Annotated in this window: 14 protein-coding genes; 11 read left to right on the top strand and 3 right to left on the bottom strand. The window is 66.3% G+C overall.

Annotated features, from left to right (window positions below; genetic code table 11):
- Positions 1-31: 31 nt before the first annotated feature.
- Complete coding sequence (crcB, locus tag G333_RS0107575; protein ID WP_018145538.1) at positions 32-442, bottom strand: fluoride efflux transporter CrcB; 411 nt, start codon at positions 440-442, stop codon at positions 32-34.
- 81 nt (positions 443-523) lie between these two features.
- On the opposite strand from crcB, the gene G333_RS0107570 reads away from it, so the two are divergent.
- From G333_RS0107570 to G333_RS0107535, 8 genes are all read left to right on the top strand, one after another.
- Complete coding sequence (locus tag G333_RS0107570) at positions 524-2,020, top strand: FAD-linked oxidase C-terminal domain-containing protein (RefSeq protein WP_018951911.1); 1,497 nt, start codon at positions 524-526, stop codon at positions 2,018-2,020.
- Positions 2,021-2,055: 35 nt separating this feature from the next.
- On the top strand, positions 2,056-3,006 hold the full coding sequence (locus G333_RS0107565) for a GGDEF domain-containing protein (RefSeq protein ID WP_019628111.1): 951 nt from the start codon (positions 2,056-2,058) through the stop codon (positions 3,004-3,006).
- 55 nt (positions 3,007-3,061) lie between these two features.
- A complete protein-coding gene (locus tag G333_RS0107560; protein ID WP_019628110.1) occupies positions 3,062-4,033 on the top strand; it encodes a sensor domain-containing diguanylate cyclase in 972 nt (323 codons plus the stop codon).
- Positions 4,034-4,171: 138 nt separating this feature from the next.
- Positions 4,172-5,476: a citrate synthase gene (locus G333_RS0107555; protein WP_018169899.1), complete on the top strand. Its 1,305-nt coding sequence runs from the start codon at positions 4,172-4,174 to the stop codon at positions 5,474-5,476.
- 316 nt (positions 5,477-5,792) lie between these two features.
- Positions 5,793-5,996, top strand: a complete 204-nt coding sequence (locus tag G333_RS0107550; RefSeq protein WP_018145533.1) for a DUF2892 domain-containing protein — start codon at positions 5,793-5,795, stop codon at positions 5,994-5,996.
- Between the two features lie 114 nt (positions 5,997-6,110).
- Complete coding sequence (locus tag G333_RS0107545) at positions 6,111-6,314, top strand: DUF2892 domain-containing protein (protein WP_018145532.1); 204 nt, start codon at positions 6,111-6,113, stop codon at positions 6,312-6,314.
- Between the two features lie 131 nt (positions 6,315-6,445).
- On the top strand, positions 6,446-7,102 hold the full coding sequence (locus tag G333_RS0107540; protein WP_019628109.1) for a phosphoribosyltransferase: 657 nt from the start codon (positions 6,446-6,448) through the stop codon (positions 7,100-7,102).
- Positions 7,086-7,733, top strand: a complete 648-nt coding sequence (locus G333_RS0107535) for a dienelactone hydrolase family protein (protein ID WP_018145530.1) — start codon at positions 7,086-7,088, stop codon at positions 7,731-7,733. The genes G333_RS0107540 and G333_RS0107535 overlap by 17 nt, the downstream gene beginning before the upstream one ends.
- Here G333_RS0107535 and G333_RS0107530 read toward each other — a convergent pair.
- A complete protein-coding gene (locus G333_RS0107530) occupies positions 7,723-8,778 on the bottom strand; it encodes an NAD(P)-dependent alcohol dehydrogenase (protein ID WP_018145529.1) in 1,056 nt (351 codons plus the stop codon). The two genes, G333_RS0107535 and G333_RS0107530, sit on opposite strands and share 11 nt — an antisense overlap.
- 301 nt (positions 8,779-9,079) lie before the next feature.
- On the opposite strand from G333_RS0107530, the gene G333_RS0107525 reads away from it, so the two are divergent.
- Positions 9,080-9,850 (top strand): hypothetical protein, encoded by a 771-nt coding sequence (locus tag G333_RS0107525; RefSeq protein WP_019628108.1) that lies wholly within the window; start codon positions 9,080-9,082, stop codon positions 9,848-9,850.
- Between the two features lie 213 nt (positions 9,851-10,063).
- Complete coding sequence (locus tag G333_RS0107520; RefSeq protein ID WP_018145527.1) at positions 10,064-10,564, top strand: heme-binding protein; 501 nt, start codon at positions 10,064-10,066, stop codon at positions 10,562-10,564.
- A 70-nt stretch (positions 10,565-10,634) separates the two neighbouring features.
- Here G333_RS0107520 and G333_RS0107515 read toward each other — a convergent pair whose 3' ends face one another.
- Complete coding sequence (locus G333_RS0107515) at positions 10,635-11,267, bottom strand: MarC family protein (protein WP_019628107.1); 633 nt, start codon at positions 11,265-11,267, stop codon at positions 10,635-10,637.
- Between the two features lie 144 nt (positions 11,268-11,411).
- Here G333_RS0107515 and G333_RS0107510 point away from each other — a divergent pair, with 144 nt between their 5' ends.
- Entirely contained in the window at positions 11,412-13,529 is a 2,118-nt protein-coding gene (locus G333_RS0107510; protein WP_019628106.1) for a TonB-dependent siderophore receptor, read from the top strand.
- Positions 13,530-13,570 lie beyond the last annotated feature (41 nt).

Raw genomic sequence — 13,570 nt, 5'->3', positions numbered from 1 at the left:
CCCGTGGCGTCCACGGTCGCGGCCAATGCCCTCACGAGGCGACCGGCCCGACCCCCAGCAGGAATCGAGTACCGTGGAGCCCGGCTGCCGCAGCCAGCACGCAGACCAGCAGGCTCGCGAGCATGTAGCCCAGTGCACGCGCCCAGGCGCCTACATCTACCATGTGAACGACTTCCAGGGAGAAGGTGGAAAATGTCGTAAAGCCACCCAGCACCCCGACGACCAGCAACAAGCGCCAGGCCGGGTGCAGTTCCAGGCGCTCCACCAGAACCACGGCCAGCACACCGATCAGGAACGAGCCGAGGATGTTGATGCTCAACGTACCCCAGGGAAAGGCACGCCCGAAGTGCGCCACCATCCACTCCTGCATCCCCAGCCGCAGTGCCGAGCCCAGCGCACCGCCTGCCGCCACTGCCAGATACGAGCCCAGCCCAATGCCCATCATCACGTCCCGCTTGCGGAAAAGACCCACAGTTTATGCGATCACCTCGCACGGACCCAGCAGACCCCTACCATCGAGGCCATGAGCGCCCATCCCGCCACACCGCCGACCGAAGCCGCCGCACAGGCGCTGGCCGCGGTCATTGAGGGTCTGACCACCGAGCTGCCCTCGGACGCCCTGGTGGTCGAGGCCGCGGAACGCCGAGCCTACGAGTGCGACGGCCTCTCCGCCTACCGCCAGATCCCCGGGGCCGTGGCCCTGCCACGAACCCACGAGGAACTGCTGACCTGCCTGCGGCTCTGCCGCGAGCACGGGGTCCCGATCGTGCCGCGCGGGGCTGGCACCGGGCTGTCCGGCGGCGCCCTGCCCAGCGAGACTGGGCTGCTGCTGTCCCTGGCGCGCTTCAATCGCATCCTGGAGATCGATGCCGACAACCGCTGCGCGGTCGTCCAGCCCGGCGTGCGCAACCTCGCGATCTCCGAGGCGGCGGCCCCGCAAGGGCTCTACTATGCGCCCGACCCCTCCTCGCAGATCGCCTGCTCCATCGGCGGCAACGTGGCCGAGAACGCCGGGGGCGTGCATTGCCTCAAGTACGGACTCACCGTGCACAACGTGATCGGGCTGGAGCTGGTCACCCTGGATGGCGAGATCATCCGCCTCGGCGGCAAGACGCTGGATAGTGCCGGACTGGACCTGCTCGCCTTCATGGTTGGCTCGGAGGGCATGCTGGGCATCGTCACCGAAGTCACCGTGCGCCTGCTGCCCCGCCCCGAGCGCACCCAGGTCCTGCTGGCCAGCTTTGACCAGGCCGAGGCCGCCGGACGCGCAGTGGCAGGCATCATCGCGGCCGGACTGATTCCCGCCGGGCTGGAAATGATGGACAACGCTGCCATCCGCGCTGCGGAGGACTTCGTCCACGCCGGCTACCCGGTAGAGGCGGCCGCGATCCTCTTGTGCGAGCTCGACGGCACCAACGCCGAGGTCTCCGAGGACGTCATGGTGGTACGCCAGAAGCTCCTGGATCTGGGCGCCACCGAGGTGCACACCGCCCGCGACGACGCCGAACGCGCATTGTTCTGGGCCGGGCGCAAGGCCGCGTTCCCTGCCGCCGGGCGTATCTCGCCGGACTACTACTGCATGGACGGGACCATCCCGCGCCACCAGATCGGGACGGTGCTGGAACGAATCAACACCCTGTCGCGCGAGGTTGGCCTCGGCGTGTGCAACGTGTTCCACGCCGGTGACGGCAATCTGCATCCACTGATCCTCTACGACGCCAACCAGCCCGGGCAACTGGAAACCGCGGAGGCCTTCGGCCAACAGATCCTCGAACTCTGCGTCGAGGTCGGTGGCACCGTCACCGGGGAACACGGCGTAGGCGTGGAAAAGCTGGACGGCATGTGCGTGCAGTTCGCCGCGCCGGAACTGGAGCAGTTTCACCACCTGCGCCGCGCGTTCGACCCGCTGGGGCTGCTCAACCCCGGCAAGGCCATCCCCACGCTCGCCCGCTGCGCCGAGTTCGGGCGCCAGCACGTCCACGGTGGGCAGCTGTCGCACCCGGAACTCCCGCGCCTGTAGGATGACAGGCTCGACCCAACCGAGCTGAGCCTCCGATGCCCAGGGCCACCCTTGCAACCGCGCTGGCCGACGACTTCTCCGGAGCCGTCGACGCCATCCTGAGCGCCCTGCAGGCGTTGATCCCGCTGGACATGTGGATGCTCACGCGGGTCGAGTCCGACGACTGGGTGGTTTTGCACACCCACGGCCACGCACCGCGCATCCGCCCCGGGGCCGCATTCAGCTGGCAGCACTCCTACTGCGTACACATGAACGCCGGAGATGGACCGAACATCGCCGCGGACGCACGCTCGGTTCCAGCGTATGCCAGTGCCCCGATCAATGAGGTCGCAACGATTGGCTGCTACATCGGATTCCCGCTGTACGATGCCGATGGCGAACTCTTCGGCACGCTTTGCGGATTGCATCCCGAACCCATGGACTCCGCCATCGAACACCATGAGGCGGTCGTTCGTGCCCTGGCAGGATCGCTGGGCCACCTGCTGCGTCTCAGCCAGCGCGCCGAGGGGCTGGACCGGCTGCGCCAGCACGCTGCCCTGGCCGCCCACGGTGATCCCCTGACCGGCGTGCTCAACCGCCACGGCTGGGAGCTCGCGCTGGACGCCGAGGAGACCCGCTGCCAACAGAGCGGCCAACCCGCCGGCATCATCCTGTTCGATCTCTTCCCCGGGGACTCGAGCGTGGACAGCACGGGCATTCAGGATGACACCGAACTGGTTCGCGCGATCCTCGCCCTGCAGGGCCTGGCAGGCCCCACCGACCTGATCGGTCGACTCGGTGGCACCCGCTTCGGCCTGCTCGCGATCGACCTGAGGGCGCAGCCCCTGGCGGCGCGGGCGCGACACATCCGCCAGGCCCTGTCCGCAAAGGCCATCCCCGCGGCCATTGGCCACGCCATGCGCGAACCCGGTGCCGGAAGCCTGGAACACGCACTGAAGCGCGCGGAACGCGAACTGCGACCGGCAGCGCGACCCGCGATCTCCTAGACTTTTTCCATCCTGCGCGGCGAACCGCCGCCCCACCGTCTCGACGGATTGTCCCATGGCCCGAATCTTCGACCTCCCCGATCCCGCGCCCTCGCCGTTCAACCTCGGGGTCGATCATGTCCTGAAACTGCTCCACCGGATCGCCCCCCTGGACGTCTGGATGCTGACCCGCATCGAGGACAACGAGCAGATCGTTGTGCGCGCCGACGACCACGGCTACGGCATTCAGGCCGGCACGGCCTTTGACTGGAGCAATTCCTTCTGCATCCGCATGCTCGCCGAACGCGGCCCGCGAATCACACCGGACGTACAACAGGTTCCCGCCTACCGGGAAGCCCTCGCCGCACAACCCGATCCCCCCGCCATCGGCAGCTACATCGGATTTCCGGTGCAGGACCGTGAGTACGAGATGTACGGCGTGCTGTGCGCGATGAACCCGGAACCCATATCGGCCGACATCGAAGCGCAATCGGAACAGATCCAGGCCGCCGTCACCGTCATCGAGTCACTGATCCGCCAGCGCCGCCAGATCGACGAACTTGAACGCGAGCGCGAGGCCCTGCGACTGGAGGCCTACAACGACGCCCTTACCGGCACCTACAACCGGCGCGGCTGGCTACTCGCGTTGAGCGCCGAGGAACAGCGCTGCCAGGATCACAGCCTCCCGGCGGGTCTCGTCGCCATCGACCTCGACAACCTGAAGACCGTCAACGACCAGGAAGGCCATGACGCCGGCGACCGATTGATCAAGGCGGCTGGCCAGGCCCTGCGGGATGCCAGTCGCGAAATCGACATCGTTGCCCGCCTGGGTGGAGACGAGTTTGGCGTGCTGCTGCCGGAGACGCCGGCCGACCACCTCCCCGGGATCGCGAACCGGCTGCGTGCGGGGCTGCAAGAGGCCGGTGTATCGGCCTCCATCGGTTACGCCTGCCGCACCGTCAGCGGGTCCCTGCCCGAGGCCCAGACCAGCGCCGATGCCGCGATGTACGCCGACAAGCGCCAGCGCCGCGGAACCCCCGGGCCCTGAGGCCCTCGCGCTGCAAGCACGATCGCCCTTTTCCTCCGGGCCCAACACACTTCACGCACCCCTCTGCCGCGGGCCGGTCGATGGTTTACCATTCACCTAATCCGCATCCGGACGTCCCCTTCGCTACGAGGCCGTTTCATGAGCAAAACCGTCACGCTGACCGACAACACCACCGGCAAGAGCATCGAACTGCCGATCCAGGAGGGCTCGCACGGCCCGAACTGCCTGGATGTCCGCACCCTGTACAAGGAGCTCGGCTACTTCACCTATGACCCGGGGTTCATGTCCACGGCCAGCTGTCGTTCGGACGTCACCTTCATCGACGGCGACGAGGGCACCCTGCTCTACCGCGGCTACCCGATTGAACAGTTGGCGGAAGAGAGCACCTATCTCGAGGTCTGCTATCTGCTGCTGAACGGCGACCTGCCTGCCGCCGACGACCTGCACGACTTCTCGCGCATCATCAAGGAGCACTCGATGCTGCACGAGGCCGTGCGCCGCTTCTTCGACGGCTTCCGCCACGACGCGCATCCAATGGCAATCATGGTCGGTGTGGTCGGCGCGCTGTCGGCCTTCTATCACGACAACGTGGACGTGCATAACCCGGAACATCGGCGCATCGCCGCGCACCGGCTGATCTCCAAGATGCCCACCATCGCCGCCTGGTCGTACAAGTACGCCAACGGCCAGCCGTTCATGTACCCGGACAACAACCTGTCCTACACCGCCAACTTCCTGGCGATGATGTTCGGCGTGCCCAGCGAGCCCTACCAGCCGAACCCGGTGTTCGTGCGCGCGCTCGACCTGATCCTGATCCTGCACGCCGACCACGAGCAGAACGCCTCGACCTCCACCGTGCGCCTGTCCGGCTCCTCCGAGGCCAACCCGTTTGCCGCGATCTCCGCCGGTATCGCCTCGCTTTGGGGGCCACTGCATGGGGGTGCGAACGAGAAGGTCATCCGCATGCTCGAGGAGATCGTGCACTCCGACAAGAGCGTGGAGGACTTCGTGGCCCGCGCGAAGGACAAGAACGACTCCTTCCGCCTGATGGGCTTCGGCCATCGCGTGTACAAGAACTACGATCCGCGCGCCAAGATCATCCGCAAGATGTGCCACGACCTGCTGGCGGAGATGGGCGACATGGGCGCCGATAACCAGCCCCTGTTCGACGTCGCCATGGAGCTGGAACGTATCGCGATGGAGGACGACTACTTCATCGAGCGCAAGCTCTACCCCAACGTGGACTTCTACTCCGGCATCATCCTGCGCGCGATGGGCATCCCGCTGAACATGTTCACCGTGATCTTCGCCCTCGCCCGTACCGTCGGCTGGATCTCGCACTGGAACGAAATGATGCAGGATCCCGAATCCCGCATCGGCCGCCCGCGCCAGCTCTACACCGGCTACCGCTCGCGCGACTACACCTCCATCGAGGAACGCTAGAGAGACACGGATCCATGCGTACGTCCGCGTTGGCACCCCGTGTTTTCCGCAACCCGATACGGCACGCAGACGGGTAGACGCGCTACCGGCCTGTGTCCTCTCATTGGAGGTCGCAACGCAGATCGGGGAGCGTGGAGGACCCACCCCACGACCGATGGAACGCCGGGGCTTGGCCGATTCTGCCCACCGACAGCGTTGCCGCTCGAGCGCGAACGCGTGCGTTGATCAGCCTTCCCCAGGCTGGCATTCGGACGGATGCTTGCCGAACCCCTGCGCCGGTGCTATCTACTGGGTAGTAACAAGGGAGGGAGTGCTCATGTCCACCGACCGTTTCTTCATTTTGTTTGCCGGTATTGTCGTCCTGGTCAGCGTACTGCTCACCTGGCTGGCCAGCCCCTGGTGGCTGCTGCTCGCCGTCTTCATGGGCATCCACCTGATTCAGGCCTCGTTTACCGGCTTCTGCCCGCTGGTGATGATCCTGAAATCCATGGGGCTCAAGCCCGGCGAAATCTTCCCCTGAACCCGGCCCGCGCGGTGGATGGCGAGGGAACCCCATCGACTACGCGCCCCTTGTGTTCGTGAGCGTCAGACTGCATATTAGACTTCACTAATACTTAACCAGGAGACACCATCCATGAGCATTGACCGCATCGTCCTCGCCTTCGCCGGCACCGTCGTGATCATCAGCGCCATCCTCGGGTGGGTCTTCACCCCGATGTGGCTGATCCTGACCCTGTTCGTCGGCGCGAACCTGTTGCAGTCCGCCTTCACCGGCTTCTGTCCGCTGGCGATGATCCTGAAGGCGATGGGCGTGAAGCCCGGGGAAGCCTTCAACTAAAACCAAGGGGTCCCCACCCCGTCCAAGGCCCGGGCACCGCTGGTCCCGGGCCTTTTTGTGTGCGCCGCCCGCGAATGATCAACGCCTGTCTACACTCCAGGTGAGACCCACCCAGGCGGAACGCAGGCCCCATGCGATTTCGAGACCGAAAGGAAGCCGGCGAGCAACTCGCTCACGCCCTGGACCGCTATCGCGGCCAACCCGGCGTTGTGTATGCCTTGCCGCGCGGCGGAGTCCCCCTGGGGATCGCCGTCGCCCGGCATCTGGGCATGCCCCTGGATCTCCTGATCCCACGCAAGATCGGCCACCCGTTCCATCCCGAGTACGCGATCTGTGCCGTGCCCGAGCAGGGCGAACCGATCTGCAATCCACGCGAGGCGGAACGCGTCGATCCAGGCTGGCTGGACCAGGCCGAGGCACGCGAACGCGCCGAAGCCCGGCGCAGGCGCCAACTGTACTGCACGACGCCTTCCCCGGACGTTGGCGGCAAGCTGGCGATCATTGTCGACGACGGGATCGCCACCGGACTCACCATGCGCGCCGCGATCCGCGACGCACGTCAGCGCCAGCCTCGCCATCTGGTCGTGGCGATCCCGGTGGCACCAGCGGAGACCGCGGCGCTCCTGGAAAACGAGGTCGATGAACTGGTCACCCTGGACATCCCCGAGTACTACCGCGGCTCGGTGGGGGCGTACTACGAGGATTTCGAACAAGTCTCCGACGACGCGGTCATCGCGATGATGGCCTCCGTCCACCGTGCGGAAAACCCCGATGTCTCGCGCGAATGAACAGTCCGTCGACCTGGCCCTGGACGGCCAGGTCCACCAGGGGATTCTCGGCGTACCCGAGACACCCATTGGTCTCGTCGTTTTCGCGCACGGCAGCGGTAGCAGCCGCCTGAGCCCGCGCAATCATCAAGTGGCGCGGACACTGCAGGCCAGCCGCATCGCCACCCTGATGTTCGATCTGCTCACCGAAGGGGAAGATCGCACCTACGCCAACCGCTTCGATATCGAACTCCTCGGCCGGCGGCTGGTGCAGGCCTGCCAATGGGCGGCCGCCCAGCCTCGCCTGGCACCCCTGCCGCTCGGGCTGTTTGGCGCCAGCACCGGCGCCGCGGCAGCGTTGCAGGCCGCCGCCGCAGCGCCGGAGACCATCCGGGCCGTTGTCTCGCGCGGCGGGCGCCCGGATCTGGCGGGCGCCGCCCTGCCCCGAGTCGAGAGCCCCACCCTCCTCATCGTGGGCGGTGACGACACCATGGTGATTCAACTGAATCGCCAGGCGCAGGCGCTCATGCACGCGCGCTGCGAGCTCCAGATCGTACCCGGCGCCAGCCACCTGTTCGAGGAACCGGGCACGCTGGAACAGGCAGCCGAACTCGCGGCCGCCTGGTTCAGCAAGTGCTTGCCTACGGCGTAATGGCGACCTTCAGCACGCCGTCGCGTTGATGCGAGAACAGCTCGTAAGCCGTCTCGATATCCGCCAGCTTGTAACGGTGCGTCACCATCGGCGTCAGGTCCACGCGCCCCGAGGCGACGACCTCCATCAACCGCCGCATGCGTTCTTTCCCGCCGGGGCACAGGGTGGTCACGATGGTGTGATCGCCCAGCCCGGCTGCAATCGCATCCAGCGGCATGGAAAGCTTGCCCGAATACACCCCGAGACTGGAAAGGGTCCCGCCCGGTTTCAGGATGCGCAGACAGGCCTCGAAGGTCTGCTGCTGCCCCAGGGCCTCGATGGCCACATCGACCCCGCGCCCGCCAGTCAGCTCCATGATCGTCTCGACCGGGTCCTGCTCGCGGAAGTTGATCGCCACATCCGCGCCCAGCTTGCGGGCGGTCTCCAGGCGCTCCGGCACCCCGTCCACCACGATGATCCGGGTGGCCCCCATGAGCTTGGCACCCGCCGTGGCACAAAGGCCGATAGGGCCCTGGGCGAACACGGCCACCGTATCGCCGATGTGGATGTGCCCATGCTCGGCGCCGCCGAAACCGGTGCTCATGATGTCCGGACACATCAGTACCTGTTCGTCGCTCAGGCCGTCCGGCACCGGGGTCAGATTCGCCTGCGCATTGGGGATGCGCACGTACTCCGCCTGACAGCCATCGATCGTGTTTCCCAGCTGCCAGCCACCCATGGCCTTGCCACCACACTGGCTGGAGATGCCCTCCAGGCAGGAATGGCATTGCCCGCAGGGCGTGATCGCGCCCGCGATGACCCGCTGGCCGACCTCGTAGCCGGTCACTGCGTCCCCGAGGCGTTCGATCACCCCAACCGGTTCGTGCCCCACGATGCGGCCCGCCTCCACCGGGTATTCGCCCTTGAGGATATGCACATCGGTCCCGCAGATGGTCGTGGTCGTCACCCGCAGCAGGGCGTCCGTCGGCCCGATCTCCGGGATTGGACGTTCCTGCAACTCGATCCGCCCGGGTTCGACAAAAACTGCCGCCTTCATCGTGCTCATACCAACCTCCTTTGTAGCGTTCCCGGAAAAACACTGAACCACCCGCTTTCCATGATTTCGAGCGCAGCGAGCCAATCAATCGGGCCTGGCCATCCGCTGTTCATGGATTGCTTCGCCGCTGTGCTACCCGCAAGCCCGGCTCATCCAGCGTTTTCCCCAAGGGGCGGCATGCCGTCATGCACACCCTGTTCATCAAACATAGCAGGCCAGCCACGCGATCTTCCCGCCCGGGCACCGATTGATCGCGACGCCCCGCTCGCCTCCCTTACAATGAGCCTACATCTGCTGTTCAGGATCGCCTGTGATCTCGCTCATTCCCCGCCTGTTTCAACGCGCCCCGGCCCTCGATCCCGAAAGCCGGGCCTGGATCCACGCCATCTTCGATTGGGCCGGGAACGAACCACACCTGGGGTCGATGCTGCGCAAGGCTCACCTCGTTCTGCCCACGGCCGAGCACTTCCCCGGGCAAGCCGACAATCGCCAGGCCATGGCTCAACTGGTGTTCGATCGCGTGCTGGAACATGCCGGGCTCGCAGACAGCCCGTTCCGGCTTGTGCACCCTGGAAACCTGATGGACGATCCCATCCCCTGGGATGCGATGAATACTGCCCGACCGAGCCGCAACCCGGCGGACCCCCAGTCCGGGGGCGTCGGCATCCGCTACGATCCGGAGCTCGTCGCCCATTCCCAGGCGCTGATTGCCCACTTCGCGCGCGAAATCGCCTTGCGCCTGCTCGCCACGGCTGGCGAGCCCCCACCCGCCCTGGAGGGTAACGAGGCCCATATCGCGGAACTCCTCGCCACCCAGATGGGCTTCGGGGTCATGCTGGCCAATACCGCCTTCCAGGTCCGCGTGAATCAGTGCGGTGCCTGCAAGGGGCCGAGCGCCGAACGCGAAACCGCACTCTCGCGCGACGACCTTGCCTACGCCCTGGGGTTGTTCTGCCGGCGGCACGCCATCCCGCCGTCGCGAGCGAGGGCTCACCTGAATACCCCGTTGCGCCCGGCCCTGCGCCACGCATTGCGCGATCTCGCCCGTCGCGAGCGTGAAGCCGCGAGCGGCGCCGCCTGATCGGCCCGTCCTACGGGCCCCAGCTGCACACCCGCCAGGCGTGGCGTTATTCAATCCGTTTTATAAGACTTCTTCCGTACCTTACTGTCGAATAGTCAGATTTACCTGATCGAAAGTGGATACCACTTAGCGCGGGGTCTCGGCGCGTTGAAGAGCGGTGCCTGGGCATCTAGTTATCAGAGTTGCGAAACCACAGCTTTCTGGAGGCTCATCATGACCACCCTGCGTTACTGCCTTGCTGCCCCGATCTTCCTTGCGTTTGCCGCCGCGCCCCTGCACGCCAGCGAGGGTACCTTCGACACCCCAACGCTGATCCCCGAGCTTGCGGTCAAGGCCGCAGAGGCCGCGGTCGAGGCCTGCCGCGAACGCGACACCCAGGTCACTGCGGCCGTGGTCGACCGACATGGCACCCCCCAGGCCCTGAAGCGCGACCGCTTTGCCGGTCCGCACACGGTGGATACCGCCATCCGCAAGGCCTGGACTGCCGTCAGCTTCCGCACCGACACCCTGGAGCTTCGCGAGATGACCGAACCAGGAGAGGCCGGCTATGGCATCCAGCACCTGCCGGGCGTCAGCACTCTGGGCGGTGGCAAGCAGATCACCACCGGTGGTCGGATTGTCGGCGGCATCGGCATCTCCGGCGCCCCTAGCGGACAGGTCGATGACGAGTGCGCGGCAGCCGGCATCGACGCCATCACCGAAGACCTGCTCTGAACCCACCATCTGCCGGGGCCTTCCCGCGTGAGCGGGGGGCCCCGTTCATCGCATGACCACGCCAGCCGGTTCAGGCGCCGAGCAAACCGCTTCGCTGAAGCCCGTCGAAGATAAACTGCATCGCGAGCGCGCTCAGCAGCACGCCCAGGATGCGCGTGAGCACATGCGCGCCGGTCACGCCCAGCCAGTGCTGCAGACGTGACGCCACCAGCAGGCACACCAGCGCAAGCACCATAACGGCCACCAACGCCCCGAGTACCACGGCCTGGGCCACCCAGTCGCCCTCGGCCCGGCTCATCATCAGGATCGCGGCCCCCATCGCGCCGGGGCCGGCCAGCAAGGGCGTGGCCAACGGAAAGATCGACAAGTCCTTGCGGGTGCGCGCCTCCTGCGTCTCGGCCGCCGTGGCCGACACCGCGCCCGAGCTGCGGGCAAACACCATGTCGATGCCAATCAACAGCAGCAGGATCCCGCCCGCGGTGTACAGCGCCGCCAGCGAGATCCCCAGCAGCGACAGCAGCGCCTCCCCGACCAGCGCAAACAGCAACAGGATGCCGCCCGCGACCGCCGCCCCGCGGATGGCCATGGCACGGCGCTGGGCTGGCTCCACGCCCCGACTGAGGACCGCGAATACCACCGCGACATCCACCGGCCCGATGGTCACGAAAAAGGTGGCCAGCGCGACGATTCCCAGTTCCAGCATGGCGGATCCCTCCTCTGGCCCATGTTCGCCAACGGCCATGACATGCCCAGAATGGGCCTGGCCATCCGGGGTTTAAGTTGCCCTTCGTGATCGACGAACCTACTTTAGCGCGTTCTGAAACGCTTATTGGGGAGCCATCGAGTCATGAAACGTCGTGTTGTCGGTCATCTGACGCTGGCCAGTCTGCTTGCATCACCCGCCCTCGCTTATGCCCAGGAGGCCGCTCAGACACTGGGCACCGTATCGGTTACGGCCACCGGATACGAGACCCTGATCGACGAGACGCCGTCCTCCGTCACCGTGATCGAGGCCAGCGAAATCCGCAACCGCGAGGCCCGCACCCTGGGCGACCTCCTGCGCGGCCAGCCGGGTGTCGCCACGGCCGTGGACGGATCGGTGGGCTCCGATCCGATCATTCGTGGCCTGAAGCGCGACCAGGTGCTGGTTCTGGTCGATGGCGTGCGCATCAATGCGATGCAGCCGCCGGCCCGCGGCTCGCTGGCTTCCTATGTCAACGTCGACCTGATCGAACGCATCGAGATCGTGCGCGGCCCGGGCTCCGTGCTCTACGGCGCCGGTGCCATGGGCGGCGTGATCAACATCATCACCCGCGGCGGCGATTTCACCGACGAACCCGAGACCCGCGGCTTCTCCCGCCTGGGCGTCACCTCGGTCGACGAAGGCATCCGCGGCGCGGTCGGCGTCACCGTCTCCAACGACCGCAACGTGCTGGACCTCTCCACCGCCTACCTGAACACCGACGACTACAAGAACGGCGACGGCGACCGTCTGCGCGACTCCGGCACCGAACAGAACGCCTACCACCTGCGCTACCGCGGCAAGCTCGCACCAGGCCACGAGCTCCAGTTCCGCGCCCAGCGCGACGAGCGCAAGGACGTCTGGTACCTCGCCTCGCGCAACTTCAACGAGAACGACCCCAGCGGACTCCCTGCCGGCGCGCCTCCGCTCGGACTCAACACCCACTACACTCCGCGTCAGACACGCGATCTCTTCGAACTCCTGTACGAAGGGGAACTGTCCGGTGCTTGGGCGCCTCGCGTCGAAGCCTCGGTGTACCGACACGAACTCTCGCGTGGCAACTACGATTGGAACGCGGAACTCGGCCGCGATTACCGCACGTCGGATACCGACTTCACTACGGACGGGCTTCGCGTGCAGACGGAATTGGTCCCCGCCGACGACCAGATCCTGCTGGTCGGGGCCGAGGCCTGGCGCCTTCGTGCAAGTCCCGTTTCGTTCATCGGCACCGAGGCCAACGGGTTCCGACCCGAAAATGCAGCGCCTAGCCCATTGGTTGAGAATGGGCGAATTGAATCCGCAGGGGTCTTTGTCCAGCACGAGACCTACCTTGACTGGGCCACCGTCAACCTCGGCGCCCGCTATGACGAAGTGCGCGGCAGCGCCGACGCCGCAGCGAACGTGCCCGAACCTCTGGACAAGACCGACCGCAACCTCAGCTGGTCCGCGGGCCTGACCTGGCACCTGGACGAGGCCTTCAACCCCTACTTCAGCCTGTCCGAGGGCTACCGCTCCGCCAGCCTGCTGGAACGCTACCTGACCTACCCCTACAGCGACGGCTTCACCTGGCAGAGCAACCCGCAGCTGGATCCGGAACGCAACCGCACCTTCGAGGTGGGCGCCCGCGGCCAGATCGGCGCTACCTCCTACACTGTCTCGGCCTACGAAAGCCGGATCCGCGACTACATCGGCGGTCAGGTCATCGCCCAGGGCTTAAAGGAGACGATCAACCTCGACGAAGCCCGCATCCACGGCATCGAGGCCCTGGTGGAACACGCCTTCACCGACGCGATCACCGGCTACGCGAGCGGCACGTGGATTCGCGGCGAGAACCGCGACAGCCGCTTTGACGAGCCGCTGACCCAGATGCCGCCGCCGGAGGCCAGCGTCGGGCTCAGCCATTCTGTCCCGCAGGGCTGGCAGTGGGATGCCCGCATCCGGGCCGTGGCGAGCCAGAGCCGGACGGCCGACACCTTCACGGAGAACAGCGAACGCAACACCTCCGGATTCGCCACCGCCGATCTCGCGGTCGGCTACCGCTTCGGGCCCAGCGCCGGCTTTCGTTCCAACGAGATCACCTTTAGCGTGACCAACATCGCCAACAAGACCTACCGCGAGCACGTCAACGAGATGACCGAGGCACGCCTGGACCCGGCCAATGGCGTACAGGACATCTGGGCCCCCGGCCGCAGCTTCGGGCTCACCTGGAACGCCGAGTTCTAGACCGGCCGCAGACATCGCCCCCAAGACAAGACAAGGACAAC

The organism is Thioalkalivibrio sp. AKL10 (genome assembly GCF_000381845.1).
GTDB lineage: Bacteria > Pseudomonadota > Gammaproteobacteria > Ectothiorhodospirales > Ectothiorhodospiraceae > Thioalkalivibrio > Thioalkalivibrio versutus.
The sequence above is the reverse complement of the archived record's forward strand: the minus strand, read 5'-3'. Positions and strand labels throughout refer to the sequence as shown.

Coding starts and splice junctions, on each gene's coding strand:
- G333_RS0107550 (WP_018145533.1), top strand. CDS start 5,793: ATGTCCACCGACCGTTTCTTCATTTTGTTTGCCGGTATTGTCGTCCTG.
- G333_RS0107515 (WP_019628107.1), bottom strand. CDS start 11,267: ATGCTGGAACTGGGAATCGTCGCGCTGGCCACCTTTTTCGTGACCATC.
- G333_RS0107545 (WP_018145532.1), top strand. CDS start 6,111: ATGAGCATTGACCGCATCGTCCTCGCCTTCGCCGGCACCGTCGTGATC.
- G333_RS0107520 (WP_018145527.1), top strand. CDS start 10,064: ATGACCACCCTGCGTTACTGCCTTGCTGCCCCGATCTTCCTTGCGTTT.
- G333_RS0107510 (WP_019628106.1), top strand. CDS start 11,412: ATGAAACGTCGTGTTGTCGGTCATCTGACGCTGGCCAGTCTGCTTGCA.
- crcB (WP_018145538.1), bottom strand. CDS start 442: ATGGGCATTGGGCTGGGCTCGTATCTGGCAGTGGCGGCAGGCGGTGCG.
- G333_RS0107555 (WP_018169899.1), top strand. CDS start 4,172: ATGAGCAAAACCGTCACGCTGACCGACAACACCACCGGCAAGAGCATC.
- G333_RS0107530 (WP_018145529.1), bottom strand. CDS start 8,778: ATGAGCACGATGAAGGCGGCAGTTTTTGTCGAACCCGGGCGGATCGAG.
- G333_RS0107570 (WP_018951911.1), top strand. CDS start 524: ATGAGCGCCCATCCCGCCACACCGCCGACCGAAGCCGCCGCACAGGCG.
- G333_RS0107540 (WP_019628109.1), top strand. CDS start 6,446: ATGCGATTTCGAGACCGAAAGGAAGCCGGCGAGCAACTCGCTCACGCC.
- G333_RS0107535 (WP_018145530.1), top strand. CDS start 7,086: ATGTCTCGCGCGAATGAACAGTCCGTCGACCTGGCCCTGGACGGCCAG.
- G333_RS0107560 (WP_019628110.1), top strand. CDS start 3,062: ATGGCCCGAATCTTCGACCTCCCCGATCCCGCGCCCTCGCCGTTCAAC.
- G333_RS0107565 (WP_019628111.1), top strand. CDS start 2,056: ATGCCCAGGGCCACCCTTGCAACCGCGCTGGCCGACGACTTCTCCGGA.